The sequence below is a fragment of the Mesorhizobium sp. B2-7-3 genome, from assembly GCF_006440715.1.
Classification (GTDB): Bacteria; Pseudomonadota; Alphaproteobacteria; order Rhizobiales; family Rhizobiaceae; genus Mesorhizobium; species Mesorhizobium australicum.
Genome location: NZ_VFTY01000001.1, coordinates 171,980 through 197,220, shown reverse-complemented (window position 1 = coordinate 197,220; position 25,241 = coordinate 171,980). Strand labels below are relative to the sequence as shown.

Genomic DNA, 25,241 nt, shown 5'->3' with positions numbered 1-25,241 from the left:
GAAAACACCATGAGCAAGACAATCCGCCTGACGATGGCGCAAGCGCTGACCCGCTTCCTGTCCCGCCAGATGACCGAGATCGACGGGAAAAAAACGCCGATCTTCGGCGGCGTCTGGGCGATCTTCGGCCACGGCAATGTCGCCGGCATCGGCGAGGCGCTCTACCAGGTGCGCGACGAATTGCCGACCTTCCGCGCCCACAATGAGCAGGCGATGGCGCATGCGGCGATCGCCTATGGCAAGGCCAATTTCCGCCGCCGTTTCATGGCCGCGACCTCTTCGATCGGCCCTGGCGCGCTGAACATGGTGACGGCGGCGGCCCTCGCCCACGTAAACAGGTTGCCCGTCCTGTTTTTGCCGGGCGACGTCTTTGCCAACCGCATTCCCGATCCCGTGCTGCAGCAGGCCGAGGATTTTTCCGACGGCACGGCGACGGTCAACGACTGCTTCCGCCCGGTGTCGCGCTATTTCGACCGCATCACCCGGCCGGAGCAGATCATCCCGGCGCTGAGCCGCGCCATGCAGGTGCTGACCGATCCGGCCGAATGCGGCCCGGTGACTTTGTCGCTTTGCCAGGACGTGCAGGCCGAGGCCTATGACTATCCCGAGAGTTTCTTTGCCGAGCGGATCTGGCGCCAGCGCCGGCCGCGTCCGGACCGTGACGAACTGGCGGCGGCCGTGGCGGCGCTCAAGGGAGCCAGGAAGCCGCTGATCATCGCCGGCGGCGGCGTGCTCTACTCCCAGGCTTCCGACGAACTGGCCAAGTTCGCCCAAGCCGCCGGCATTCCGGTCTGCGAAACGCAAGGCGGCAAGTCCTCGCTGCCGGACGATCACCAACTCAACATGGCAGCGGTCGGTGTTACCGGCACTTCGGCCGCCAACCGGCTGGCGGAAGAGGCCGACGTCGTGCTCGCCATCGGCACGCGGCTGCAGGATTTCACCACCGGCTCGTGGGCGCTGTTCAAGAATTCCGGCAAGACCATCATCGGGCTCAACGTGCAGCCCTTCGATGCCGGCAAGCACCGGGCGCTGCCGCTGGTCGCGGATGCCTGGGAAGGGCTGGCCGAGTTGGCAACCGCTCTGCAAGGCTGGAAGGCGCCCGCCGCCTGGACCGACAATGCGGCCGCCGGCAAGAAGGCCTGGCAGGCCGATGCGGCCAAGGTGACGGCCTCGACCAACGCTGCTTTCCCCTCGGATGCGCAGGTGATCGGCGCCGTGCAGCGCGCCATGGGCTCAGGCGTGACGCTGCTGCATGCGGCAGGCGGACTTCCCGGCGAACTGCACAAGCTCTGGCAGGCCGGTGCGCCGGGCTCCTACCACGCCGAATATGGCTTCTCGACCATGGGTTACGAGATCGCCGGCGGGCTCGGCACCAAGATGGCCAAGCCCGACGAGGAGGTCGTCGTCATGATCGGCGACGGCTCCTACTTGATGCTCAACTCCGAGATCGCCACCTCGGTGATGCTCGGCCTGAAGCTGACCGTGGTGCTGCTCGACAATAGGGGTTTTGGCTGCATCAACCGGCTGCAGATGGCGACCGGCGGCGCCAACTTCAACAATCTCTTGCAGGACTCGCGCCACGAAATCCTGCCCGACATCGACTTTGCCGCGCATGCGGCGAGCATGGGCGCGATATCAGAGAAAGTGCCGTCGGTCGCCGAGCTGGAAAACGCGCTGCAAAAAGCCAGGAAGAACGACCGCACCACCGTGCTGGTCATCGACACCGATCCGTTGGTTTCGACCGATGCCGGCGGCCATTGGTGGGACGTGGCGGTGCCCGAGGTCTCGGCGCGGCCTCAAGTGAACGCCGCGCGCAAGGCCTATGACGAGAAGCGGCGGATGCAGAGCGTCGGCGATTGACGCCAGCTCCCTTCTCCCCGTCACGATACGGGGAGAAGGTGCCGGCAGGCGGATGAGGGGCGGCGCTAGCGCCAAAAAAATTGAACTGTCTAATCCGGAGTGACGACTTGAAAGCCAAATTGGGCATGTCCCCCATCGCGTGGTGGAACGACGATCTTGCCGAACTGAGCGATGACGTGTCGCTGGAGGAATGTCTGCGCCAGTCGCGCTCTGCCGGCTTCACCGGCATGGAGATGGGCCGGCGCTTTCCCAACGACCCCGCCATCATGCTGCCGATCCTGAAGGCCGCCGACGTGACGCTGTGCGGCGGCTGGTTCTCGGGCACGCTGGTCGATGAGGAGATGGCTGCCAACAAGGACCGCATCCAGCCGATGATCGACCTGTTCAAGGCAGTCGACGCGCCCTGCGTCGTCTATGGCGAGGTCGGCCGCTCGATCCAGGGCGACCGTTCCAAGCCGCTCGCCACCAAGCCGAAGCTTACTGGCGACGAAATGAAGGCCTACGCGCGGCGCCTGACCGAATTCGGCGAATGGTGCGCCGAGCAAGGCATGCCGCTGTCCTATCACCATCACATGGCGGCTGTGGTCGAGACCGAGCCGGAGCTCGATGCCTTCATGCGCCATTCCGGCGAAGGCATCCCACTGCTGCTCGATGCCGGACACCTCGCCTTTGCCGGCGGCGACGTGCTGCGCGCCATCGACAACCACCACAAGCGCATCAGCCACGTCCATGTGAAGGACGTGCGCATGGGCGTGATCGAGAAGCTCGACCGTACGAAGCAGTCCTTCCTCGACGCCGTGGCGCTCGGCGCCTTCACCGTGCCGGGCGACGGTTCGCTCGATTTCGGCGCCATCGTGCAGCGCTTCGCCGACCACGGCTATGAAGGCTGGTTCGTGGTCGAGGCCGAGCAGGACCCGAAGAAGAACCCGCCGCTGAAGATGGCGCAGGTTGGCCACAAGGAGCTGATGCGGGTGATGACATCAGCCGGCTACACGGTGGAGACGCAAGGGTTTCCGAATGCCTGATCGGGTTCTCGCCAGGCAGGCTTGCTGTAGGCTGGCCAGATGAAAGATTCCGAGCACCCCTTCTTCCGGCCATTGTGGCGGCGTGTCGCCGTCGTCGCGGTCTGCCTCATCTGGTCGGTCATCGAGTTCGCCACCGGCACGCCGTTCTGGGGCGTCATCGCGCTCGGCTTTGCCGGCTACGGCGCCTGGCAATTTTTTTATCTTTATAAGCCGGCCGACGAGACGAAGCCTCTGGCCGATCCGAAGGAATAGGCGGTCCATGGCGCGAGCAGTTTTGTGGATTGGATACTGCGAGCGTAACGGATCGCACACGTCGGCGATTGGCCGAAACGCCCATCGCTTCGTCATCCTAGGGCGGAGCAAGGAGCGTAGCGACGCGGCGCAGACCCTAGGATCCATGCCATGACTTTGAAGCGTTGTGACGGTGCAGGAATTCCGCTCCGCTGCGCCCTTCGACGAAGGTAACGGCATGGATCCTGGGGTCTTCGCGACGGAGCTTCGCTCCTGCTCCGCCCTAGGATGACGAAGTTGGAAGGCTAGGATAGGAGAGACAAAATGTCGAAACTGCTCGTCAAGGCCGACAAGGGCCATGGCCGCGTCGCCCATGTGACGCCGAAAAGCGCCGGCTGGACCTATGTCGGTTTCGACCTGCATCGGCTGAAGCCGGGCGAAAGCGCCTCGGGAAAGACGGACGACCGCGAAGTCTGCCTGGTGTTCGTGACCGGCAAGGGTACCGCGAAAGCCGGCGGCAAGGATCTCGGCCTGCTCGGCGAGCGCATGTCGCCCTTCGATGGCAAGCCGTGGTCGGTCTACGTGCCGCAGGGATCGGACTGGTCGGTAACGGCCGATACCGAGCTGGAACTTGGCGTCTGCTCGGCGCCTGGTCTTGGCGGTGGCCTGCCGGTCCGGGTGATCGGACCGGACGATCTCGGCCAGGAGGTGCGCGGCAAGGGCACCAATACGCGCTACGTCACCAACATCCTGCCGGAAGGCCAGCCGGCCGACTCGTTGCTGGTCGTCGAGGTCATCACGCCCGGCGGTCACACGTCGAGCTACCCGCCGCACAAGCATGACCAGGACAATCTGCCTGCCGAATCCTATCTGGAGGAAACCTACTACCATCGCCTCAACCCGCCGCAGGGCTTTGCCTTCCAGCGCGTCTACACCGATGCCGACAAAAGCGGACATCGTGCGCTGGACGAAGCCATGGCGATCGAGGACGGCGATGTGGTGCTGGTGCCCAAGGGCTATCACCCCTGTGCCGCCTGCCACGGCTATGACCTCTATTATCTCAATGTGATGGCCGGACCGAAGCGGACCTGGAAATTCCACAATGCGCCCGAGCACGAATGGTTGATGAAGGCCTGACCGTCTCGCGTTTCCGGCCGAACTTATTGGTCCAGCTGGGAAAAATCGTCGGCTAAGGACCTTAGGGGTCGATTTGCCTTCTAAAACCCGTCAAAGCTTCGTCAATCCGTCATGGAAATCACCTATGGCAGCAGTTCTGACGAGGACTTCCCATGCGTTATGCCATTTATTTCACCCCCCGGCAGGACGAGCCGCTGGCGCGCATCGCCGCCGACTGGCTGGGCCGCGATCCGTTCGGTGCCGCGACCAGGCCGGTTGAGGCCGTTGCCGATCTGTCGGCGGCGGAAGTGGCCTTCCACACCGCCTCGGCACGCCGCTACGGCTTTCACGCGACGCTGAAGGCGCCCTTCCACCTGGCTGCCACGGAGACCGAGACCTCGCTGCGCGCGGCGCTGGATCATTTTGCCGAGGTTACGCCTGTCGTCACGATCCCGCGCCTGGTCGTCAGCCAGATCGACAGCTTCTTCGCGCTGGTGCCGGAAGGGCCGCTGCCGCCGCTCAACCGCTTCGCCGACAATGTGGTACGCGATTTCGACCGGTTTCGCGCGCCGCTGTCCGAGGCCGAGATCGAGCGGCGCAGCCCGGATTCGCTGAAGCCGGCCGAGTTTCGCAATCTCTGCCAATGGGGCTATCCCTATGTCTTCGAGACCTTCCGCTTCCACATGACCCTGTCCGGCCGGGCCGGCCCACAGGAAAGCCCTCGCCTGCGCGCGGCGATCGACAGCCTGTTCGCCGATGTGTTGCGCCAGCCCGTGCTGGTGGACGCGCTGACATTGTTCGTCGAACCCGAACCCGGCGCGCCATTCATGGTGCTTTCCCAGCACGCGCTCGGACGCCGCCCGGCCCGGAAAACCGCCTGAACGAAACCCGACTGCAAGAACCAAGGACTACCCGCAATGACCGCCGAAACTGTTCTTTCCAACGCCCGCATCGTTCTTGCCGACGAGATCGTCGAAGGGTCACTGGTGCTGCGCGATGGCTTGATCGCCGGCATCGATGGCGATGCTGCCCGGACCGGCGAGGACATGGGCGGCGACTTTATCATTCCAGGGCTGGTCGAACTCCACACCGACCATCTCGAGGGCCATTATGCGCCGCGGCCGAAAGTGCGCTGGAACCCGATCGCCGCGGTGCTCGCCCATGACGCGCAGGTGGCGACCGCCGGCATCACGACCGTGCTCGATGCCTTGCGCGTCGGCATGGACGAGGACGCCGACCTGACATTGGACGACATTCGCAAGCTGGCCGATGCGATCGAGGACAGCGTCGCGCGGGATCGTCTGCGGGCCGATCACTTCCTGCATCTTCGCTGCGAGGTTTCAGCACCGGATTGCCTCGACGCATTCGCCAATTTCGACGGTGACGAACGGGTCAAGCTGGCGTCGCTGATGGACCATGCGCCAGGCCAGCGCCAGTTCGTCAACCTTGAAACCTATGCCTACTACTACCAGCGCAAGCTGAAACTCTCGGATCGCGATTTCCAGAAATTCTGCGAGAAGCGGATGGCCGAATCGGCACGCAACTCTGGGCCGAACCGCGTCTTCATCGCCGCCGCCTGCCAGGAGCGCGGCATCGTGCTCGCCAGCCACGACGATGCGACGTCGGCTCATGTCGACGAGGCCATCGAGCAGGGCGTGCGGGTCGCCGAGTTCCCGACCACCGAGGAAGCGGCGCGGGCCTCTAAGACCGCCGGGCTCGGCGTGCTGATGGGCGCGCCCAATGTCATGCGCGGCGCCTCGCATTCGGGCAATGTCTCGGCTCGCACCTTGGCCAGCGATGGCCTGCTCGACATCCTTTCGTCCGACTACATTCCCTTCAGCCTGATCCAGTCGGCCTTCTTCCTCGGCGACATGGTGGAAGGCATTTCGCTGCCGCAGGCCGTCGCCATGGTTTCGAAGAACCCGGCGCAGGCCGTCGGCCTCGACGACCGCGGCGTCATCGAGCAGGGCCGTCGCGCCGATCTGGTGCGCGTGCGCGTCGACGATCATGTTCCGGTCGTACGCACCGTCTGGCGGCAGGGGCGCCGGGTGGCATGATGGTGTCGGCCTCGATCGAGCGCGAACTGTCCGCCGAAACCTTTCCGATCCGTCACGGCGTCTTTGTCGCTGTCGTGGGCCCCAGCGGTGCCGGCAAGGACACGGTGATCGGCTACGCCAAGGCGCTGTTTGCCGACGAGACGCAGCTGGAGTTCGTGCGCCGTGTCATCACCAGGCCGAGCGATGCGGCGAGCGAGGACCACGATACGCTGGCCGACGCCGCCTTCGCCGAGGCCGATGCCGACGGCGCTTTCGCCGTCTCCTGGGAAGCGCATGGCCTGCGCTATGGCCTGCCTGCCGATGTCGACTGGTCTGTTTCCAATGGACATGTCGCCGTCGCCAACGTGTCGCGCGCGATCATCCCCACCTTGCGCGAGCGCTATGCCAATCTGGCGATCGTCGAGATCACCGCTTCGCCCGAGGTGCTGGCCGAGCGGCTGGCCATGCGCGGCCGCGAGTCGCGCGGCGAGGTGCTGGCGCGGCTGGCGCGCAGCGCCAATATGAGCTTGTCCGGCCCTGGCGTCACGTCGATCGACAACAGCGGTCCGCGCGAAGTGGCCGGCGAGCGTTTCGCCGAAGTGCTGCGCAAGGCCATGGCGTTTTCCGACATGTCGGGCCTGATCTGATCCGGACTTGTTTCACCCGCCTGCTTGCGCTGTCGCTGGAAATGCTCCGGGCTGCTGGCCGCATAGGGTGATTCTGGATTACGCTCCGGGAATTCGCCCCAGGAATCAGGGGCGAGCCAGACAGGAAGCTTCATGCAGACACTGACACCCATTCTCTCGACAGTCACGGCGGCATTTCTCGCCTCCCTGGTCGAGGTCGTCGAAGCTTTCACCATCGTGCTCGCGGTGGGGGTGACACGCAGCTGGCGCCCGGCATTGACCGGCGCCGCGCTGGCGCTGGCGGTGCTGGCGGCTCTGGTGCTGGCCTTCGGCCCGCTGCTGGCGCTGGTCCCGATCACCACCCTGCAGTTCGTCGTCGGGGTGCTGCTCATCCTGTTCGGCATGCGCTGGCTGCGAAAAGCCATCCTGCGCAGCGTCGGCGTCATTGCCCTGCATGACGAGGGAGCGGCCTTCGCCAAGGAAACCGCGGCCCTGCACCGGCAGGCCGCCGACCGGCGCGCCGACTACCTCGCCGGGCTGGCCTCGTTCAAGGCGGTGCTGCTCGAGGGTGTCGAGGTGGTGTTCATCGTCATTGCCGTCGGCGCCGCGCATGGGCAGACATTTTACGCCAGCATGGGTGCGCTGGCGGCTTTCGTCCTGGTGATGCTTGTCGGCCTGGCCGTCCACCGGCCGCTGGCGCGCGTGCCCGAGAATGCGCTCAAATTCGTGGTCGGGCTGATGCTGACCAGCTTTGGTATCTTCTGGACCGGCGAAGGCATCGGCGCCGATTGGCCTGGCGCCGATCTTGCCCTGCTGGCCATCTTCGCGATCGTCGCGCTAGCGTCCTTCGCCATGGTGCGCTGGCTGCGCGGCATCAGTCCAACGGCAGCCGGAGGGCTCGCCCGATGAACGTCCTTCGTCTCGTTGCCAGGGAAGTCTTCGGCATGTTCGTCGATGACGGCAATCTGGCGCTGCTGGCGCTGGTCCTGGTGGCCGCCGTGACCGCGGCGGTGAAGTTGCTCGCGCTGCCGCCGCTGCTTGGCGGCGGGCTGCTGCTGGTCGGCTGCCTTGCCATCCTGTTGCAAAGCGTTCGCCGCGCCGCGCGACAGGTAATTTCAGTCAAGCCGCATGGCGGATAACCAGAGGGTGGCCGCGAAAGGCACGCCACCCCGTCAGCGCCCAGCACCGGTAAGCTATTTCTGCCGGCACTGACCTATTCCGCAGCGGCGCCGACCGCGCCCTTGCGGGCGGCATCGACCATCCGCCGTCGCGCCCGGAACACGCCCCATTGCTGGTCGACCAGCACGCCGATGAGGATGACGCCACCCATCACCGCGAAGTTGAGGGAGGAGGGAATGCCGAGCAGGTTGACGAGGTTCTGCAGTTCCTGCAGCAGCACCGTGCCGAGGATGACGCCGATCAGCGAGCCCTCGCCGCCGCGCAGAGAGAAGCCGCCGAGCACCGCGGCCGCAATGGCGTAGAGCTCGTAGAACTGGCCGTGGCTGGCCGGCGAGATCGAGCGCGTGTACATGGCGAAATAGATCGCCGACAGGGCGGTGAGCACGCCGCAGATGACGTAAGCCGCCATGACGACGCGGCCGGTGCGAATGCCGGAATATTTCGCCGCTTCCTCGTTCTTGCCGATGGCGTAGAGATAGCGCCCGAACACCGAGCGGTGCAGCACCACCCACATGACGATGGCGATGACGATCAGCGCGAAGAAGGAGTTCGGCACGCCCCAGGAGCGGCCGGCGGTCAGGAATTCGAGATCGGGAAAATTCTGCCCGAAGGCGAAACCGGCGGTGCCGTCGGCGGTGTAGAAGCGCGCGACGCCGCGATAGATCAAAAGCCCGCACAAGGTGACGACGAAGGGCTGCAGCTTGAGCCGCGTGATCAGCCAGCCATGCGCCAGGCCGATGATGGCGCCGAGCACCAGGATGAGCACGAAGGCAACAGGCCATCCCATGCCGCGCACGGCGATGAAGTCGATGAACAGCGTGCCCAGCAACGCGACAACGGAGCCGACGGACAGTTCGATGCCGCCGGTGATGATGACGAACGCCTGGCCGATGGAGAGGATGCCGAACAGGCCGATCAGGTTCGAGGTGTTGGCGAGGTTGATCGGCAAGAGGAAGCGCGGATTGATGATGGCGACGATCGCCCCGACCACCAGGATCAGGATCAGCAGGCCGAGATCTTTCTTTGTCATCGTCGTCTCCGCTTACGGCCTGTTCGCCGGTTTGCCCACCGCGAGCAAAAGCACGTTTTCCTGGCTGAACTGATCCTTGTCGAGAATGCCCGAGATCTGGCCCTCATGCATGACGGCGATGCGATCGGAGACGCCGATCACCTCTTCCATGTCGGAAGAGATCATCAGCACGGCGACGCCGGCGTCGGCCAATGCCCGCATCAGCCCGTAGATCTCGGCCTTGGCGCCGATATCGATGCCGCGCGTCGGCTCGTCGAGGATCATCACCTTCGGGTTCATGGCCAGCCATTTGCCGAGCACGACCTTCTGCTGGTTGCCGCCCGACAGCGTGCCGGTGCGCGTCTGCACCGAGGGCGCCTTGATGCCGAGGTTTTTCTTCTGCTTCTCGGCGGTGGCGGTCTCGGCGCTTGCGGAGACCAGCGAGCGCCTGGCATGCGCCGGCAGATTGGGGAGTGAAATATTCTGCGCGATCGACAGGTCGAGCAGGATGCCGGTCAGCTTGCGGTCTTCCGGCACAAGGAAGATGCCTTGCGCGACTGCGTCCGCCGCGCTGGCCAGCGTTAACGGCTTGCCGTTGAGCTCCAGCGTGCCGCCAAGGCTGGCTTCGATGCCGAAGAACACCCGCGCCAGTTCGGTTCGGCCGGAGCCGACAAGGCCGGCAAGGCCGAGGATTTCGCCGCGCCTGACGTCGAGATCGACCGGCCGGCTGGGGTAGGTGGGGGTGCGGACGGCCTTGGCCACAAGCGCCACGGCGCCGGGGGCACGCGCCGCCTCGGAGGCCTTCTCGCGCTCCTTCAGCATGCGGCCGATCATCAGCTTGACCATCTGGTCGTGATTGATGTCGCGCTTGCCGAGCGTCCCGGCCAGCATGCCGTCGCGCAGCACCACGACGCGGTCGGCGACGCGCTCGATCTCATGCAGGCGGTGCGAGATGAAGATGACGCTGATGCCGTCGGCCTTCAGTGCCTTGATGACGTCGAGCAGCTTGTCGGTCTCGGCCAGCGGCAAGCTCGATGTAGGCTCGTCGAGGATCACCAGGCGCGCCTTGATCGACAGCGCCTTGGCGATCTCGACCATCTGCTGCTGCGCCAGCGACAGATCCGCGACCTGCGTGTCGGCGGAGAAGTTGGCGCCGACGCGCTTCAGCAGCGGCGCCACCATGTCGCGCAGTTTCGCGCGGTCGACCAGTCTCAGCGGTCCGGCGCGCAGCGGCTCGCGGCCGAAGAAGATGTTGGCGGCGACGTCGAGGTTTTCGAAGAGGTTGAGTTCCTGGTGGACGAAGGCGATGCCCGAACCCAGGCTCCCCTCCACGCTCAGGCCTTTGTGGGCGGCGCCGTCGACCGTGATGGCACCGCTATCGGGCGTGGTGACGCCGCCGAGGATCTTCATCAGCGTCGATTTGCCGGCGCCATTCTCGCCGACCAGGCCGATGACCTCGCCCGGCCTGACCTCCATGGAAAACCCGTCGAGCGCCACGACGCCCGGATAGGTCTTGCGCACGTTCTCGAGGCTGAGAAACGGGGTGGTCGCCGCGATGGATGTGTCGGAATAATTCATCATGCCTGACAGCAGCCGGTGGGCCGAAATGCCCATTCTGCAGACTGACGACCCCGGCAGGGTTCGTCAATGCGAACAGCCGGCTCAAGCGAAGTTGAGCCGGCTGAACTGCTTCTGGTCTTAGTTTCCAGCCATCGCCTTGAGATTGGCGGCGTAAGCGTCGACGTCATCCTTGCCGATGATCTTGGTCGGGATGATGATCAAATTGCCGGCCGGGATGCCCGACTTGTCACCCTTGAGATAGGCGGCCATCAGCTTCATGCCCTGATAGGCCCATTCGAAGGGCTGCTGCACGACGGTGGCGGCAATGGTGCCTTCCTTGACGCCGCCCAGCGTGATCGGATCGTCGTCGAAGCCGACGACGGTGATCGAGCCAAGCTTGCCGGCATCGCGCAGCGCTTCATAGATGCGTGGCGTGTTGTAGGAGTAGAAGCCGACCATGCAGGTGACGTCGGGGCTGGCGACCAGCGCGTCCTCGACATTCTTCTTGGCACGCGCCTGGTCAATGTCGTCGCCGCGCACGTCGACGAGTTCGATCTTGGTGCCGGCGAGGCCGTCCTTCATGCCCTGGATGCGCTCCTTGGCATTGTCGGCGCCGAGCAGGCCGACGAAGCCCAGGCACTTGCCGCCGTCCGGCATCGCCTTCTTGGCGATTTCGGCCGCCTGCTTGCCGGCGTCGACATTGGACGAGCCGATATAGGCGACACGCTTGGTCTGCGGGGCGTCGCTATCGGTGGTGAACAGCGCCGTTTGCGAAGCGATCTTGTTCAGGCCATCCGTCGAGGTCTTGGGATCGACGGCCGAGACCATGATGCCCTTGACGCCGGCGGTCACCAGATCGTCCATCAGCCGCTGCTGGATGGCGACGGAGGATTGTTCGGGATATTTGAGTTCGAGCGTATAGTCGGGCAGTTCGCCCTGCGCCTTCTTGACGCCGGCTTCGGCCGCTTTCCAGAAGTCGGAAGCGCCGTTGACGACGAAGGCCAGCGTCGGCTTGTCGTCGGCGCGCGCGATTGCCGTCGCCGTCAGGCCGACAGCCAGGGCCGCGGCGGCCACGGATGCATTGCGTATCAAGGATTTCATGTTCAACCTCCCGTTTTGGTCAGTCGTAGGACTGGCCGGACTTGCTCACTGGATTGTCTTGCACACTAAATTTGTCTTGCTCACCTGAATTGCCGTCTGCGGCGTGGACGCCCTCCTCCTCAAGGGGTTCCCGGCAGTGAAAGAATGGCGTCGTTACCAGCCACGGCCACGGACTTTAGAGACTCATTCTTCGTTCGTAAATAGTCCGATTTGTCTGACATATCACATATCTGAGACATGGTTTGCGGAAGTCATATCCGCCCCCCATCAGGCCATTCACAGACACTTCCATCGCAGCCGGACCAATCGGGGCCGGCGGCGATGGATTGACGGTATAGCGCATCCTTGTATTAGTAAACACTATTAGCAAACGACCGGTCCGGTGGCGCTCGGGTGTCATGGCCGAATCGATCTACCGACGCGGCGATGGCTGATCGCACGCCAGGGCCTTTGCGACCTCTGGTTTTTGCGGGGGCTCGAGCCGGTGTGTCGGGGATGGGTCTCAAGGATGGTAATAATTATTAGTGCGGTCGATGCGCATGTGAATCGGAAGCGCCGCCTCATCTTGTTGGACCGGGGGGCTGCGGCTAGACAGGCTGGGGATTTGGGGGCGGCATGAGCGAGACGACGGACCAGGCCATCAGGAAGCGCCGCAAGGCGGCGGCAAAGCCCAAGGGCCGCGTCACCATGACCGACATCGCACGCGCCGCCGGCTGCTCGCAGGCGACGGTTTCCTTCGTGCTCAACAATTCGCCTGGCATTCGCCTGTCGCGGCAGACGCGGGAGCGGGTAATCGAGGCGGCGCGCGCGCTCGGCTACAGCGCCCCCGCCTTCTCCGCGCTGAAGCCCGTTGCGGCTTTCGAGGGGGCTTTTGATGGCCCCGCCTTCGACGGACTCGACGGCGTGATCGGCTTCGCCGTCGACCAGCTCGCCACCAGCCCGGAAGCGGTGGTCGCCATCGAAGGCGCGCGCCAGGCCTCGTGGAATGCCGGCAACGTGCTTCTGGTGGCGCAGACCATGGGCGACGCCGTGATGGAGCCGCGCGCCATCTCGGCGCTGACTAGGCGCGGCATTTCGGCATTGATCTACATGACCATCTTCACCCGCGAAATCACGGCGCCCGATTTCCTCTACGGCCTCGACATCCCGGTCATCCTGCTCAACTGCTACACGGCGGACTATGCCTTCCCCGCCGTGGTGCCCTCCGAAATCGCCGGCGGCCAGAGCTCGACGCGACACCTGATCAGCCACGGCCACCGCCGCATCGCCACCATCACAGGCGAACCCTGGATGCAGGCAGCACAGGACCGGCTGAAAGGCTACCGCCGCGCGCTCGCCACCGCCGACATCCCCTTCGACCCCGAACTGGTGGTCGAGGGCGACTGGTCGGCCAGCGCCGGCTACGCCGCGACAGTGAAGCTCTTGGCCCTGAAGGACCGCCCGACCGCCATCTTCTGCCAGAACGACCGCACCGCGATCGGCTGCTACGAAGCCCTGAAGGAAGCCGGCCTGCACATTCCCGCCGACATCTCGGTCGTTGGCTATGACGACGAGGAAATCGCCCGGCATTTGTTCCCGCCGCTGACGACGTCGATCCTTCCGCACATGGCCATGGGCCAATGGGCGATCGAGCAGCTGGAAGCGCCTGCGATAGTGGGGCGGGGGCGATATCCAATCACCAAGCTGGAATGCCCGCTGGTGGAGCGCGAGAGCGTGGCGGCATTCAAGGGTGTCGCATAAGAGCCGGACTTTTCCTCCCGCACTCGGAGGCAGGCGTCCGCCGTGCGCTCCCCTGCCTTGGCTTCATCCTGATAGAGGTCTAGCCTGCGCCCGCAGCCAAGGGAGGCGCATATGACGTCGAGTTTCACCGTTCATGACGCGTCCGGCTATGAGCAACTGATGGGCCGCTGGAGCCGAAAGCTCGCGCCCAGCTTCATCGGCTTCGCCGGGCTCGCCCCCGGCGAAAAGATCCTCGACGTCGGCTGCGGCACCGGCAGCCTGACGTTCGAACTGGCGAAATCCGCCGAACTCGCGGCGATCGCGGCCATCGACTTTTCGCCTGTCTTCGTCGAGGCGGCAAAGCGGCGCAACACCGATCCGCGCATCGAAATCCAGCAGGCGGACGCTACCGCCTTGCCGTTCGCCGACAATGCGTTCGACCGCGCGCTGGCGCTGCTGGTGCTTCACTTCGTGCCGGAAGCCGGCAAGGCGGTTGCCGAAATGCGCCGGGTGACGCGACCGGGCGGCGTGGTCGCGGCCGTGGTGTGGGACCATCTCGGCGGCATGGCGGGCATGCGCATGATGATCGACACGGTGGCCGCGCTCAGCGAGAGCGGGCGCCAGCTGCGCGGCCGCTATTGCTTCCAGCCGATGATGCAGCCCGGCGAAATGAAGCGGACCTTCATCGAGCAGGGGCTGGCCGACGTGACCGAAACCGAGCTGATGATCCGCATGGATTACCAGGACTTCGCCGACTACTGGACGCCGATTTCTGCCGGCGAGGGCCCGCTCGGCAAATACATGACAACGCTGCAGGCAGCCGAGCGCGAGCGCACCGAGGCTGCCGTCCGCGATGCCTATCAGGCCGGGCGACCGGACGGCCCGAGGTCGTTCGCCAATGTCGCCTGGGCGTGCAGGGGCGTGGCGCCCTGACCGCCCAAGCGCGAAGCGCCTTTGAACCGCGATCAGGCCTGCCGAGCAACCAGATCGGCATAGCGCTGCAGGTAAAGCGGCCAGCCCTGATCGCCGGCGACGCTGTCGCGCACACCTTCCCAGCCCTGGCCATGGCGCTCCAGGTTGCGGTGCTCGATCTCGACGCGGGTACGCCCAGCCGTTTCGGCGGTGAACCGCACTTCCCACTCGCTGGTCTTGGCCGGGTCGGTCTCGATGCGCCATTGCGGGCTGATGTCCCAGCTCAAGAGCACGCGGTTGGGGGGCTCATAGGCCAGCACGCGCGCCCAGCGGCACTCGCTGCCGTCGACGCCGCGGTCATAGACGTGGCCGCCGACGCGAGGCTCGAACACCGTCTCGGCGATCTGGGCTGCAAGCAGGTTATGCTCGGGCGGTTTGAAACTGCCGAAATCCTCGGTGAAGACCTTGAAGGCGCGCTCGATCGGCGCCTCGACGACGACGGATTGTTTCACGGAGGCGATGGGGATCTGGGTGTTCATGGTCACTCCTCTGGTGGGGTCTCGACGGCCAGCTTGTAGGCCGCGAGCGTCTTGCTCCAGAACCGGTCGAGCCAGGCGCGCATCTGGCCAAGCCCGTGCGGATCGATGTGGTAGACGTTGCTGGCGCCCTTCGGCTCCGCGCGCACCAGCCGCGAGTCGCGAAGCACCTTGAGATGCTGCGACACCGCGGACTGCGACACGCTGACCTGCCGCGTGACCTCCGCCACCGAGCGCGGACGCTCCGCGATCAGCTCGAAAATCTGCCTTCGGGTCGGATCGCCCAGGGCGGCAAGCTGTGCGCTATCAACAGTCATGACTTATGATTAGTGCAGGCTGATGGTTGAGTCAAGTGACGGTGCCAGCGGCCAGGTGGCGGCGGGAAATTTCTCACGAGATAGAGGTTACACCTCATTACGGTGGAAGGAGTTGCGCCAAGGTGAAATCCGCCAGGGCATGAGACTGGCCGCGCCGTCTATCCCTTGCGTTCTTCAAGGCTGTTGCCGCCATCGACCACCAGCAAGGCGCCGTTGATATAGCTGGCGCTCTCGGAAGCCAGGAACACGACCGCCGCCGCGAACTCGTCGGGCCGGCCGGCGCGGCCCGGCGGCGCATGCAGGGCCGCCATCCGCTCCGCCTCGCTCGACGCGCCGGTTTCGATCCAGCCGGGCGCCACGGCATTGGCGGTGACCCCGTGGCGCGCCGCTTCCAGCGCCAATGTCCGGGTCAGGCCGACCATGCCGGCCTTCGCCGCGGAATAGGCGGCGGTGCCCTGGTAGGAGACCAGCGGCCCGGTTACCGACGCGACGTTGACGATGCGCCCATACCCCGCTTCGACCATCGCCGGCAGAAACGCCCTGGTGACGAGAAACGCGGTCTTCAGGCTGGTCTCGATGCCCCGGTCCCACTCGGCCTCGCTCATCGCCAGGAACGTCTTGTCCACGGACGGCGACGCCAGCGATCCCATGCCGGCATTGTTGACCAGGATATCGACAGCGCCGACCTCGGCCCGCAGCCGCTCCACCTCCGTCGCGATGGTAAGATCGGCGACTGCAGCCGTGGCATCGACGCCATCGCCGCGAAGCTCGCCAGCGCGCTCCAGCACCCGCGCGCTGGCGCCGGTCAGGAAAACCGCATGCCCGGCCCGGCCAAACTGCCGCGCAATGGCAAAGCCGATGCCGTCGGCAGCGCCGGCGCCGGTGATCAGGACACGCCTGGTGGTGGTTGTGGCCAAGTCTGGCTCCAAAACCCGTTCGGGTCAGAAGTGTTACCCATGTCTCCGGTATAAACCGTAACCTATGTGTCCGGAACGGACCCTTGGAAGCATGGCGCACCCGACAGGATTCGAACCTGTGACCTCTGCCTTCGGAGGGCAGCGCTCTATCCAGCTGAGCTACGGGTGCTTTCAGGGCGAAGAGCCCGGAAAACGAACCAGCCGGCAAACCGGCAAGTCACGGCTTCTTAGCGGAAGCGCGCGCGGGCTTCAACGGGCAATTGGCGGCGTTGCGAACTTGGCTTGATGCGTCTGGGCCTCGCGTACGGCATCCTGCTCTTCGCAGGCTCAGGGCGTTCGAAGCTCGAAAGGCCAAGCAGTTGGCTTTTCGTCCGCTACACGGACCACTCCTCACCCCTTCACTGCTCTACCGGGCTCTTCACCGGCCGCCGCCCGCGCACCGCCCGCTTTGCCTTCTTGGCGCTCGCCAGCTCATGCATGGCATCGAGCTGCATCTGCTGCATCTCGGCCAGCCGCGTCCATTGCCGCGAGATGAGGTAGTCGAGCTTTTCGTGCAGGTGGCGGACTTCCAGTTCGGCCTTGAGGTTGACGCGGTAGTCGTTGAAGGAGCGCAGCCGATCCTTGGCCTCCGTCCGTCTCTGGCTCATCATGATGATCGGCGCCTGGACGGCGGCGATGCAGGAGAGCAGCAGGTTGAGCAGGATGAAGGGGTAGGGGTCGAAGGCGCCCGCCATGCCCGCGATCAGGTTGATGCCGATCCACACCAGGAGCACACTGGCGAACGAGATCAGGAACCACCAGCTGCCGCCGAATGCGGCCATGTTGTCGGAAACGCGGTCGGCGAAGGAGCGGTGCTCCTCGAATTCTTCTTCACTGTTCTCCGAGATCGTGTCCTGCCGGGCGATCGATTCCACCACCTGGCGGTCGAGCTCGGAGAATTCGCCGTGCTCCTGCTGTAAGAGCTCCTCCATGTAGCGCATGCGGTAGCGGCCGAGCTCCTCGCGGCTGATGCGCGCGCCCTTGGGCAGGTCGGGGTGGTCCGAATGAATGCGGTCGGCGAGGCTCGGGCGCAGCGTGTCGATGCGCACAAGGTCGCGCTTGCGGAATTTGCGGCCCGAGATCGCCGATGGCTTTTTCTTCGGCTTCAGCCGTGATGCGCCGGGGCCTGACGGTTCGGAGTCCGGCACTTCGGGCGTGTCGAAATGCTCGTCGGAAACCTCGTGCAAATCCTCTTGCGTGGTCGGCGCCTCGAAATACTCGCCGCCGCTGTCGTTCTCATTGTCGGCCGACTTCTGCTCGGATGCCTTGGGAACGGTGCTCATGATGGGCTCCTGCGCTGTAAGTTAGGATACGCTGAGGCGACGGCGCTTATCCACTGTCGGATTTCGCAGCCTATGCCACGTCTTCCGCACGATTGCGTGACAGTCGCAAGATGGTAGCCGGCTGTGAGGTTTTTACAGTGACCAAGGCACGACTTGGGTCGGCGTCCGCCCAAGGGCGGACCGTGTCTTCACCGTTCATCGTTCAAAAAGCCAGGCAAGTGGCTTTTTGTCCGCTGCGCGGATCACGCCTCACTTCACTGCTGTTCGGCGAACATCAGCCTGGTCTTGGTGTCGGCCATGGTGGGCGACAGGCTGCGCTGGATCAGCGCTTCGACATGGTCGTTGCGCTGGCGGGCACTGTCGGCGCCCATCACCACCACGATCAGCTGGCGGCCGTCGGCATCGTAGGAGGTGACGATGTTGAAGCCGGAAGCCCTGATATAGCCTGTCTTGATGCCGTTCACGCCGCGCACGCGGCCGAGCATGTCATTATGGCCGCGCACCAGCCGGCCGCGAAACATGAAGTCGCTTTCGGAGAAATAATGGAAGTGCTGCGGGAAGCGCCGCTGCAGCGACATGCCGAGCACCGCCATGTCGTGGGCGGTCGTCATCTGGCCGTCGTCGGGCAGGCCCGATGCGTTGCGGAAGGTGGTGCTGCTCATGCCGAGCTGGCGCGCCTTGGATGTCATCATGGCGGCGAACTGGTCTTCAGAGCCGCCGAGATATTCGCCCACCGCCACCGCCACGTCATTGGCCGATTTGACGACGATGGCGCGGATGGCGGAATCGACATCGATCGTCTCCCCGCGCCGGAAACGCATCTTGGTTGGCGGCTGCGAGGCGGCGTGGTCGGAAACCGGGATCTGCGTTTCCTTGGTGACGCGGCCGGTCTCCATCGCCTCGAACAGCAGATAGAGCGTCATCATCTTGGTCAGCGAGGCCGGATAACGCTGCGCCGTCGAATTGACCTCGAACAGCTGCTTGCCGCTCTTTCCGTCGACGACGATGGCCGCGTATTTCTGCGGCGGCGCCGGCACGGCCAGAACGCTGTCGGGCGGGGCCGTGGTCGAGCAGCCGGCCGTCAGGGCCGCCAGGGCCAGGACAGCCAGGATTTTCTGGAAGAGCGGAAAGAGACGCGGCAAGGACAAGGGCTGGACTGTTCTGGCGATGCTGTTGCTGAGATAAGGCGAAGCTAACGTAACGCGGCGGGTGCGTCCATTTGGTTAATGCCGGTTAGCCCCGGGAATGTCGAGTGCCGGCGCGACCTGTTTCCCCACCCGCCAGAGGCCAGGGAGAGGAACCAAGCCTTGCCACCGCCCCGAAATCGCCCGTTTCCTGTCTTTCCTTGCCAAAGCCGCGTTTCCCGTGGGAAGGAGCGTGGCATCTGGCGGCAGGGGGGCTCGCAAAATGGCTGACATTGGGGCTGGCGCCGCGCCGTCATTGATCAGGGCGTCGCTCAGCCGCACCGGCAAATGGGCCGGCAGCATCGCCTTCATCGGCGGCGCCGTTTCCGACATCCTCAACCCGCTGGCGCCGTTCGCCGCCTATATCGCGCTGGCTGCCTCGATCGCGGCCGTCATCATCGCCATTGCCATCGTGCTCAGGCTCGTGCTGGCGGCCAAGGCGCTGCCGGCGCTGGTGTTCGCCACCAGTGCGGCGGCGGTTGCCGGCGGCGTCTACGCCGTGCAGAAGGAGACCAATTCGCAGAACGGCATCATCGCCAGCCTGGTGCCGGCGATCGCCCAACTGCAGCAGTCGATTGGCATCGTCGCCGAAAAGGTGGCCAGGATCGAGCAGACGGTCACGCAAACCCAGAAGACCGTCGAAGAGGTCAAGAAATCGACCGACACGGTTGCCCAGAAAACCGATCAGATCGCCTCCGCCCAGCAGCAGCAAGCGGCCCAAGGCGCCGCGACGCAAAGGACCGTCGAAGCGGTCAAGCAAACCACCGAGACACTCGTGGGCGGCCAGCAGCAGCAAGTGGCCCAGGCCGAAAAGCTTCAGGCGACGACTGAGCAGATCGCCGCCTCGATCGACACGATAGCCAAGGGGTTTGCCACCTTGGCCGCGCAAGGCGGCGCCATCGCCGAGCCGAAGCGGCCGGACGAGTTCTACCACAATGCCCGCGTCTACGAGCTCTCGGGCGACATGCTCAACGCGCGGCGCTCCTACCTCGCCTTTGCCGGCTTCGATGTCGACGCCATCGACCCCTATACGCGCTTTGCCACACTTCTGCGGGTCCAGGATGGCAAGGCCGGCGCCCGCGAGGTGTTCGGCCAGCTCGCGGAGAAAGCCAAGGCGCCATCGATCAAGCTCGTCCACCTGCTGCAGTTCGACGATACGCAGCGGCTCGACAAGCTCAACGCCTTCATCGCCGCCAATCCGGACTATGCGCCCGCCTATTTCCTGTTGGCGCAGGAGTTCTCGGAGGATCGGCTCGGCAGCCAGACGCTGGCCGATAAGCGCAGCGAAGCCCAGGCGCTGACCAAGTTCGTCTCTTACGAGAAGGATGGCGGGCTGCTCGGATATTTCGTCGACCAGACCCAGCTTGCCGACTGGCTGGACCGCGGCCGCAGCCGGCTGGCGGCCCTTGGCGACGTGCTCGACCCCGCCCGCTTCGCGCCGTCGCTGACGCCGATGCGTTCCAACCAGGGCTGGTCGATGACCATTTCGCTGCCCGAGCCGGCGACCGCGATATCCTGGGGTCTTGGCGGCACCGGCCCCTTCACCGACACCGGCTTGCTGGCGCTCAACGACCAGCGAACCGGCAAGCCGATGCCCAATCCGAGCTTCGAATTGCCCGACAGCACGGCGCAGACCACGATCGCGATCAAATACCTCGACATCAGGGGGCGCGAGACCGGCCCGTTCGACATAGACTTCGACCCGGATGCCGCCCTGCAACAAGGCAACAAGCAGATCCTCGACCAGTTCTGGACGTCATGGATCGCCTTCGACGCCAGCGGCAATCATGGGCTGGTCTATTTCACGCAGATGCTGTCCTACCGCTGCGCCATCAAGGAAGTGCATTACAGCCTGAATGGTGCCGCGCTCGACAAGACCCTTCCCATGCCGCCCTGCAATGCCAGGGATCCCTACGCCATCCCCGATGATTTCCAGCCCTACTTCAAGGTCGCCGAAGGCGTGACCTCGATGTCGGTGCAGGTGACCTATACCGACGGGACGAAATCGCCGGTGCGGGACTACAAGCGGCAATAGGGCTGGCATTTTCCGACGAAGCGAGCGCGAAACCGATGCAAAATACGCGCCCGCGCGCTTGCGCGGTGCGCCGAACGGGTTCTTCTTGGCACTCTTCGGATTCGGGTGAGAGAGCCATGGATACAGTCACGATCAACGCCAAGGGCATTTCGGTTTCGCTCGACCTCACAGTCGGCCACATCGCCGACATGATCATCGAGAGCGGCGCGCGCCGGTTGAAGCCGCTGCACCGCGCACCCTGGATCGACGCGGGCGAGACGCTGCCTCCGGACCTGCCGCGGGGCACCGTCCGGCTCTCCGGCGACTTTCTGTGCGCGCCGTTTTCGCGCAGCGATGTCGAGGAGGCGCCGCTGCATGGCTGGCCGGCCAACAGCGCCTGGGATGTGGTCGACAGCGGCGCCACGGATGGTGGCTGGCGCGCGGTCTTCCGGCTGCGCCATAAGGTGATGGGCGCCAGCGTCGACAAGATTTTCACGCTGCGCGACGGCCATCCTTTCCTCTACCAGGAACATGTGTTTTCCGGCGGGTCCGGCGCGATCTCGGTCGCCCATCACCCGATGACGGCAATGAAAGGCGGCGGCAGGCTGGCTTTCTCGCCGAAGCGGTTTGCCGCCACGCCAGCCGACCCGCTGGAGCCGGACCCCGTGCGCGGCCGCTTCATGCTGGCCTACCCCGGTCGGTCGTCGGACCTCGGGCATTTCCCTGCTGCCGGCGGCGGCACGCTCGATCTGGCGGATTACCGCATGGATGACCGGCGCGAGGATTTCCTCACCCTGGTCGAGGCCGACCATGGCGGGCCGGGCTGGACCGCGCTGGCGCGCCAGGCCGAGGACGATCTGGTGCTGGTGCTGAAGAACCCGGCCGAACTGCCTGTTACCATGCTCTGGTTCAGCAATGGCGGGCGCGACTACGCGCCGTGGAGCGGCCGCCATCTCGGCGTGCTCGGCATCGAGGATGGGCGCACCGCGGTCGGCCACGCCGCCTCGCTTGGCGACAACTGGCTGAAGCGCGAGGGCGTGGCGACCGCGTTCGCGCTCGGCCAGGATCGCGGCGTCTCGTTCCGCCATGTCATCGGTGCGTTGCCCCTGTCGGGTGGCGAGCCTCCGCGCGCGATCACCACGGCGGGTGGCCACCTGCGGTTGGCTGGCGCCGCGGCATCGGAGGTCCCGTTCGATAGCGAATTTCTGCGTATCGGCCAGCCAGCGGCGCGCTGAAGACAAAGCCGTAACGGACTAATCGCAGTCGCCACTGCTGACTCCACAACCGGTCGCTCTAAATCGTGCAAATCGCGGTTTGAAATTTCAAGCGACCGCCGACAAGATGCGTCCAAAATCTGCGGAAGGAGCCGAAAAATGTCCGAAATCGCCCACCTCGCCGCCACCATCTTCAAGCGTGCCGGCAAGGCAAATCGCTTCATCGTCGCCATTGCCGGGCCGCCGGGCGCCGGCAAGTCGACACTGTCGGCAAGCCTGCATGACCTTTTGCCGGAAGGCGCGGTGGAGGTCGTGCCCATGGACGGCTTCCACTATGACGACATCGTGCTCGAGCGGCGCGGTCTGCGGGCGCGAAAGGGCGCGCCCGACACGTTCGACTTTGGCGGCTTCGAGACGCTTTTGAAGCGCATCCGCGCCGGCGAGGCCGAGATTGCCATTCCGGTGTTCGACCGCGGCATGGAATTGTCGCGCGCCGCCGCGGCAATTGTCGGCGCCGAGACCAAGTTCATCCTGGTGGAAGGCAATTACCTGCTGCTAGACGAGGAGCCGTGGTCGCGCCTGGCGCCGCTGTTCGATTTCTCGATCTTCGTCGACGTGCCGCGCAACGAGCTCGAACGCCGCCTGATGGAACGCTGGCACGAGCATGGACGTTCCGAGGCGGATGCGCGCGCCTGGATCGCCTCCAACGACATGCCCAACATCGAACGCGTGCTTGCGCGGCGCCGGGCGGCCGACCTGGTCTTTGGTCAACCCGGTTAATTTTCAGTATTTTTCGGCCGGAACCTTAAGACTTACAACGCGTTATCCCGACCAGGCAATCATGCCAGAAGAGGGATTCCGTCCGATGGCAACAAACGCAAAAAAGCCCGCCAGGGGCAAGTCGGCACAACCGAGGGCGCAGTCGACGGCCGGGGCTGGCCCGGCGATCGCCCAGCGCTCCAAGGATGCGAAGGCCTTCGGCAAGGCGGCGCCGAAAAAAGTCGTGCCAGGGTCGAAAGCGACCGTGCCGAAAGCGGCCGCCAAGCCCGCCCAGGCGAAGAAGCCGGCCGTGGCCGGCGGCTCGAAAGCAGGCGGCGGCTCGAAGGTTCGCACCGCGGCCAATGTCGCCGCCGGCGCGGTCGTGGCCACAGCGCGGGGCGTGGCATCCCTTGCCGCCTCCGTGGTCGGCAGGGGCGGACCCAAGGCGAAAGCAAAGTAGGCCGCTCTTCCCGTGGGCTGACAGGTTCAGCCTCGCGCCGGAATGGTCAGGCCTTTCTGCACCGCCGGCCGCGCCAGGCCTCGCTCCAGCCAGGCTGCCAGATTGGCGAAATCGTCGAAGCCGACCAGATCGCGGGCTTCGTAGAAGCCGATCAGGTTGCGCACCCAGCCGAGCAGCGAGATGTCGGCGATGGTGTAGTCATTGTCCATGATCCACTTGCGGCCCTTCAGCCTGACGTCGAGAACGCCGAGCAGGCGGCGCGATTCGTCGCGGTAGCGCTCCAGCGGCCGCTTGTCGGCGATCTCGCGGCCGGCGAATTTGTGAAAGAACCCGACCTGGCCGAACATCGGCCCAATCGCCGCCATCTGGAAGAAGACCCACTGGATCGTCTCGTAGCGCCGCGCCGCGTCGACAGGCATGAGCAGGCCGGTCTTTTCCGCCAGGTAGAGCAGGATCGCACCGGATTCGAACAGGCCGATCGGCGCACCGTCCGGTCCGTCGGGATCGATGATCGCCGGGATCTTGCCGTTGGGATTGAGCGACAGGAATTCCGGGGTCCAGCTCTCGTTCTTGCCGATGTTGATCAGGTGCGGCTCATAGGGCAGGCCGATTTCCTCCAGCGCGATCGAGATCTTCACGCCGTTCGGCGTCGTTGCCGAATAGAGCTGGACCTGGTCCGGATGCTTGGCCGGCCAGCGGCTTGCGATCGGAAAGGCGGACAGGTCGGCCATCGGGAACTCCTGAGCGGGGGGATGCGCACCAAGCGGTGCGATATTGGCGGGTCGGCCAAGAATTAGGGCTGCGGCGAGGCCGGATCAATATGGCGGCGCCGCTTTCACCACGCACGGACAGTCACCCAATTCGGACCGCGCGAACGGTGGTGACCGCGCGGCCAGGTGGTGACCGCCCGGCCGGTGGTAACCGCCCGGGGTCAGATTGCCTTGAAGGCCAGCACGGCATTGGTGCCGCCAAAGGCAAAGCCATTGCTGATGGCGGCGCGCACCTTGCGCTCGCGCGCGACATTCGGCGTGACGTCGAGATCGCAGTCGGGATCGGCCTCGCGGTAATTCGCCGTTGGCGGCACGACGCCTTCGCGGATCGCCATGACGCAGGCGATCATCTCCAGCCCGCCCGAGGCGCCGAGGCAATGCGCGTGCATCGACTTGGTCGAGGAGACGGATAGCGCGCGCGCATGGTCGCCGAAGACGCGCTTGATCGCGAGGGTTTCGATCTGGTCGTTGGCCTTGGTGCCGGTGCCGTGCGCGTTAAGGTAGTCGATGTCTTCGGGATTGAGCCCGGCATCCGCCAGGCAGAAGCGCATCGCCGCTTCCGGCCCCTCGACGGTCGGCGCGACGATATCGGAGGCATCGGCCGAAAGGCCGGCGCCGGCGATTTCAGCCAAAATGGTGGCGCCGCGTGCCATCGCATGGTCGTAGCTTTCCAGAACCGCCATGCCGGCGCCTTCGCCCAGCACCAGCCCCTGGCGGTCGGCCGAGAACGGCCTGCATGTGTCGGGCGAAAGCACACGCAGCGCCTCCCAGCCCTTCAGCACGCCCCACACCAGCGGCGCATCGGTGCCCCCGGCCACCATCACGTCGGCGCGCCCGAGCCTGATCTGGTCGACCGCCGATGCGATGGCATGATTGGCCGACGAACAGGCCGAAGTGACGCCGAACACCGGTCCGCGCAAACCCAGATGCATGCTGACCTGACCGGCGGCGGCGCCCGGCATCACTCTTGGAACGGTGAAGATACCGGCGCGATTCTTGCCCTCGAGCAGGATGGCGCGATAATTCTCCTCGACGGTCTCGAAGCCGCAGACGCCAACACCGACAATGGTTCCCATCCGATAGGTGTTGTCCGCATGCGGGACCAATCCGGACTGCCGCATGGCTTCTTTCGCCGCTAGCACCGCCAGCAGGCTGAAGCGATCCATCGACACCAGTTGCTTGCGCTCGATGCCGTGATCCGGCAGGGCTTTGATTTCGCAGCCGGTCTTGACCTTCAGGTCGTGCAGGAAGGGGTTGTCGATCGGGCCAATCGCCGACCGGCCGGCCCGCATCTCGGCCCAGATTGCCTGCGCATCGGTGCCCAATCCGCACAGTCCACCGATGCCGGTAATGACGACGCGCTTCAGCATTCGG

The 25,241-nt window shown here is 65.1% G+C and carries 25 protein-coding genes and 1 tRNA gene; 15 read left to right on the top strand and 11 right to left on the bottom strand.

Annotated elements, in window-relative coordinates:
- Positions 1-9: 9 nt before the first annotated feature.
- From iolD to FJW04_RS00985, 9 genes are all read left to right on the top strand, one after another.
- Complete coding sequence (gene iolD / locus FJW04_RS01025; protein ID WP_140711817.1) at positions 10-1,860, top strand: 3D-(3,5/4)-trihydroxycyclohexane-1,2-dione acylhydrolase (decyclizing); 1,851 nt, start codon at positions 10-12, stop codon at positions 1,858-1,860.
- A gap of 107 nt (positions 1,861-1,967) precedes the next feature.
- A complete protein-coding gene (gene iolE, locus FJW04_RS01020; RefSeq protein WP_140711815.1) occupies positions 1,968-2,885 on the top strand; it encodes a myo-inosose-2 dehydratase in 918 nt (305 codons plus the stop codon).
- A 39-nt stretch (positions 2,886-2,924) separates the two neighbouring features.
- Positions 2,925-3,137 carry a DUF3329 domain-containing protein gene (locus FJW04_RS01015; RefSeq protein ID WP_140711813.1) on the top strand — a complete coding sequence of 71 codons (213 nt, stop codon included), beginning with the start codon at positions 2,925-2,927 and terminating at the stop codon, positions 3,135-3,137.
- 303 nt (positions 3,138-3,440) lie between these two features.
- Positions 3,441-4,253 (top strand): 5-deoxy-glucuronate isomerase, encoded by an 813-nt coding sequence (gene iolB / locus FJW04_RS01010; RefSeq protein ID WP_140711811.1) that lies wholly within the window; start codon positions 3,441-3,443, stop codon positions 4,251-4,253.
- Positions 4,254-4,405: 152 nt separating this feature from the next.
- Entirely contained in the window at positions 4,406-5,113 is a 708-nt protein-coding gene (locus FJW04_RS01005; RefSeq protein ID WP_140615355.1) for a DUF1045 domain-containing protein, read from the top strand.
- A gap of 36 nt (positions 5,114-5,149) precedes the next feature.
- Positions 5,150-6,289, top strand: coding sequence for an alpha-D-ribose 1-methylphosphonate 5-triphosphate diphosphatase (locus FJW04_RS01000; RefSeq protein ID WP_140711809.1), 1,140 nt, complete (start codon positions 5,150-5,152; stop codon positions 6,287-6,289).
- Positions 6,286-6,915 (top strand): phosphonate metabolism protein/1,5-bisphosphokinase (PRPP-forming) PhnN, encoded by a 630-nt coding sequence (gene phnN / locus FJW04_RS00995; protein ID WP_015314549.1) that lies wholly within the window; start codon positions 6,286-6,288, stop codon positions 6,913-6,915. Before FJW04_RS01000 ends, phnN begins: the two co-directional genes overlap by 4 nt.
- A 132-nt stretch (positions 6,916-7,047) precedes the next feature.
- On the top strand, positions 7,048-7,803 hold the full coding sequence (locus FJW04_RS00990; RefSeq protein ID WP_140711807.1) for a COG4280 domain-containing protein: 756 nt from the start codon (positions 7,048-7,050) through the stop codon (positions 7,801-7,803).
- A complete protein-coding gene (locus FJW04_RS00985; RefSeq protein ID WP_140711805.1) occupies positions 7,800-8,033 on the top strand; it encodes a hypothetical protein in 234 nt (77 codons plus the stop codon). The genes FJW04_RS00990 and FJW04_RS00985 overlap by 4 nt, the downstream gene beginning before the upstream one ends.
- Positions 8,034-8,107: 74 nt before the next feature.
- On the opposite strand, the gene FJW04_RS00980 is transcribed toward FJW04_RS00985, so the two are convergent.
- From FJW04_RS00980 to FJW04_RS00970, 3 genes are all read right to left on the bottom strand, one after another.
- Positions 8,108-9,103, bottom strand: a complete 996-nt coding sequence (locus FJW04_RS00980) for an ABC transporter permease (protein ID WP_015314546.1) — start codon at positions 9,101-9,103, stop codon at positions 8,108-8,110.
- A 12-nt stretch (positions 9,104-9,115) separates the two neighbouring features.
- On the bottom strand, positions 9,116-10,660 hold the full coding sequence (locus tag FJW04_RS00975) for a sugar ABC transporter ATP-binding protein (protein ID WP_140712460.1): 1,545 nt from the start codon (positions 10,658-10,660) through the stop codon (positions 9,116-9,118).
- A gap of 120 nt (positions 10,661-10,780) precedes the next feature.
- Positions 10,781-11,743, bottom strand: coding sequence for a sugar-binding protein (locus FJW04_RS00970; protein ID WP_015314544.1), 963 nt, complete (start codon positions 11,741-11,743; stop codon positions 10,781-10,783).
- Between the two features lie 615 nt (positions 11,744-12,358).
- On the opposite strand from FJW04_RS00970, the gene FJW04_RS00960 reads away from it, so the two are divergent.
- Positions 12,359-13,483 (top strand): LacI family DNA-binding transcriptional regulator, encoded by a 1,125-nt coding sequence (locus tag FJW04_RS00960; protein ID WP_181172844.1) that lies wholly within the window; start codon positions 12,359-12,361, stop codon positions 13,481-13,483.
- Between the two features lie 111 nt (positions 13,484-13,594).
- Entirely contained in the window at positions 13,595-14,395 is an 801-nt protein-coding gene (locus FJW04_RS00955) for a class I SAM-dependent methyltransferase (protein ID WP_140615347.1), read from the top strand.
- Positions 14,396-14,427: 32 nt separating this feature from the next.
- On the opposite strand, the gene FJW04_RS00950 is transcribed toward FJW04_RS00955, so the two are convergent.
- The 6 genes from FJW04_RS00950 to FJW04_RS00925 form a co-directional block, all read right to left on the bottom strand.
- On the bottom strand, positions 14,428-14,913 hold the full coding sequence (locus FJW04_RS00950) for an SRPBCC family protein (RefSeq protein WP_015314541.1): 486 nt from the start codon (positions 14,911-14,913) through the stop codon (positions 14,428-14,430).
- Between the two features lie 2 nt (positions 14,914-14,915).
- Positions 14,916-15,227, bottom strand: a complete 312-nt coding sequence (locus FJW04_RS00945) for a metalloregulator ArsR/SmtB family transcription factor (protein ID WP_015314540.1) — start codon at positions 15,225-15,227, stop codon at positions 14,916-14,918.
- Positions 15,228-15,385: 158 nt separating this feature from the next.
- A complete protein-coding gene (locus FJW04_RS00940; RefSeq protein WP_140711803.1) occupies positions 15,386-16,144 on the bottom strand; it encodes an SDR family NAD(P)-dependent oxidoreductase in 759 nt (252 codons plus the stop codon).
- Positions 16,145-16,236: 92 nt separating this feature from the next.
- Positions 16,237-16,313 (bottom strand) — tRNA-Arg (locus FJW04_RS00935).
- A 229-nt stretch (positions 16,314-16,542) separates the two neighbouring features.
- The gene (locus FJW04_RS00930; protein WP_015314520.1) at positions 16,543-17,466 is read right to left on the bottom strand and encodes a DUF1003 domain-containing protein; all 924 of its coding nucleotides are present in this window, start codon (positions 17,464-17,466) and stop codon (positions 16,543-16,545) included.
- 254 nt (positions 17,467-17,720) lie between these two features.
- Positions 17,721-18,614: a D-alanyl-D-alanine carboxypeptidase family protein gene (locus FJW04_RS00925; protein WP_041163258.1), complete on the bottom strand. Its 894-nt coding sequence runs from the start codon at positions 18,612-18,614 to the stop codon at positions 17,721-17,723.
- A gap of 259 nt (positions 18,615-18,873) precedes the next feature.
- Between FJW04_RS00925 and FJW04_RS00920 the strand changes: the two genes are divergently transcribed.
- The 4 genes from FJW04_RS00920 to FJW04_RS00905 all read left to right on the top strand — a co-directional run bounded on the left by FJW04_RS00920 (position 18,874) and on the right by FJW04_RS00905 (position 23,097).
- Complete coding sequence (locus FJW04_RS00920) at positions 18,874-20,685, top strand: methyl-accepting chemotaxis protein (protein ID WP_181172843.1); 1,812 nt, start codon at positions 18,874-18,876, stop codon at positions 20,683-20,685.
- Between the two features lie 116 nt (positions 20,686-20,801).
- Entirely contained in the window at positions 20,802-21,899 is a 1,098-nt protein-coding gene (locus tag FJW04_RS00915) for a hypothetical protein (protein WP_140711801.1), read from the top strand.
- A gap of 138 nt (positions 21,900-22,037) precedes the next feature.
- On the top strand, positions 22,038-22,658 hold the full coding sequence (locus FJW04_RS00910) for a nucleoside triphosphate hydrolase (protein ID WP_140615341.1): 621 nt from the start codon (positions 22,038-22,040) through the stop codon (positions 22,656-22,658).
- Positions 22,659-22,743: 85 nt separating this feature from the next.
- Entirely contained in the window at positions 22,744-23,097 is a 354-nt protein-coding gene (locus tag FJW04_RS00905) for a hypothetical protein (protein WP_015314515.1), read from the top strand.
- Between the two features lie 26 nt (positions 23,098-23,123).
- Here FJW04_RS00905 and FJW04_RS00900 read toward each other — a convergent pair whose 3' ends face one another.
- Positions 23,124-23,828 carry a glutathione S-transferase N-terminal domain-containing protein gene (locus tag FJW04_RS00900; RefSeq protein WP_140711799.1) on the bottom strand — a complete coding sequence of 235 codons (705 nt, stop codon included), beginning with the start codon at positions 23,826-23,828 and terminating at the stop codon, positions 23,124-23,126.
- A gap of 200 nt (positions 23,829-24,028) precedes the next feature.
- Complete coding sequence (locus tag FJW04_RS00895; protein ID WP_015314513.1) at positions 24,029-25,237, bottom strand: beta-ketoacyl-[acyl-carrier-protein] synthase family protein; 1,209 nt, start codon at positions 25,235-25,237, stop codon at positions 24,029-24,031.
- Between the last annotated feature and the right edge of the window lie 4 nt (positions 25,238-25,241).

Bases quoted from the DNA above. Each gene is read 5' to 3' on its own strand.
- FJW04_RS00955 (WP_140615347.1), top strand. From the start codon at position 13,595: ATGACGTCGAGTTTCACCGTTCATGACGCGTCCGGCTATGAGCAACTG.
- FJW04_RS00950 (WP_015314541.1), bottom strand. From the start codon at position 14,913: ATGAACACCCAGATCCCCATCGCCTCCGTGAAACAATCCGTCGTCGTC.
- FJW04_RS00930 (WP_015314520.1), bottom strand. From the start codon at position 17,466: ATGAGCACCGTTCCCAAGGCATCCGAGCAGAAGTCGGCCGACAATGAG.
- iolD (WP_140711817.1), top strand. From the start codon at position 10: ATGAGCAAGACAATCCGCCTGACGATGGCGCAAGCGCTGACCCGCTTC.
- FJW04_RS00915 (WP_140711801.1), top strand. From the start codon at position 20,802: ATGGATACAGTCACGATCAACGCCAAGGGCATTTCGGTTTCGCTCGAC.
- FJW04_RS00970 (WP_015314544.1), bottom strand. From the start codon at position 11,743: ATGAAATCCTTGATACGCAATGCATCCGTGGCCGCCGCGGCCCTGGCT.
- phnN (WP_015314549.1), top strand. From the start codon at position 6,286: ATGATGGTGTCGGCCTCGATCGAGCGCGAACTGTCCGCCGAAACCTTT.
- FJW04_RS00985 (WP_140711805.1), top strand. From the start codon at position 7,800: ATGAACGTCCTTCGTCTCGTTGCCAGGGAAGTCTTCGGCATGTTCGTC.
- FJW04_RS00980 (WP_015314546.1), bottom strand. From the start codon at position 9,103: ATGACAAAGAAAGATCTCGGCCTGCTGATCCTGATCCTGGTGGTCGGG.
- FJW04_RS00960 (WP_181172844.1), top strand. From the start codon at position 12,359: ATGAGCGAGACGACGGACCAGGCCATCAGGAAGCGCCGCAAGGCGGCG.
- FJW04_RS01000 (WP_140711809.1), top strand. From the start codon at position 5,150: ATGACCGCCGAAACTGTTCTTTCCAACGCCCGCATCGTTCTTGCCGAC.
- FJW04_RS00945 (WP_015314540.1), bottom strand. From the start codon at position 15,227: ATGACTGTTGATAGCGCACAGCTTGCCGCCCTGGGCGATCCGACCCGA.
- FJW04_RS00920 (WP_181172843.1), top strand. From the start codon at position 18,874: ATGGCTGACATTGGGGCTGGCGCCGCGCCGTCATTGATCAGGGCGTCG.
- FJW04_RS01015 (WP_140711813.1), top strand. From the start codon at position 2,925: ATGAAAGATTCCGAGCACCCCTTCTTCCGGCCATTGTGGCGGCGTGTC.
- iolB (WP_140711811.1), top strand. From the start codon at position 3,441: ATGTCGAAACTGCTCGTCAAGGCCGACAAGGGCCATGGCCGCGTCGCC.
- FJW04_RS00900 (WP_140711799.1), bottom strand. From the start codon at position 23,828: ATGGCCGACCTGTCCGCCTTTCCGATCGCAAGCCGCTGGCCGGCCAAG.
- FJW04_RS00910 (WP_140615341.1), top strand. From the start codon at position 22,038: ATGTCCGAAATCGCCCACCTCGCCGCCACCATCTTCAAGCGTGCCGGC.
- FJW04_RS00990 (WP_140711807.1), top strand. From the start codon at position 7,048: ATGCAGACACTGACACCCATTCTCTCGACAGTCACGGCGGCATTTCTC.
- FJW04_RS00975 (WP_140712460.1), bottom strand. From the start codon at position 10,660: ATGAATTATTCCGACACATCCATCGCGGCGACCACCCCGTTTCTCAGC.
- FJW04_RS00895 (WP_015314513.1), bottom strand. From the start codon at position 25,237: ATGCTGAAGCGCGTCGTCATTACCGGCATCGGTGGACTGTGCGGATTG.
- FJW04_RS00905 (WP_015314515.1), top strand. From the start codon at position 22,744: ATGGCAACAAACGCAAAAAAGCCCGCCAGGGGCAAGTCGGCACAACCG.
- FJW04_RS01005 (WP_140615355.1), top strand. From the start codon at position 4,406: ATGCGTTATGCCATTTATTTCACCCCCCGGCAGGACGAGCCGCTGGCG.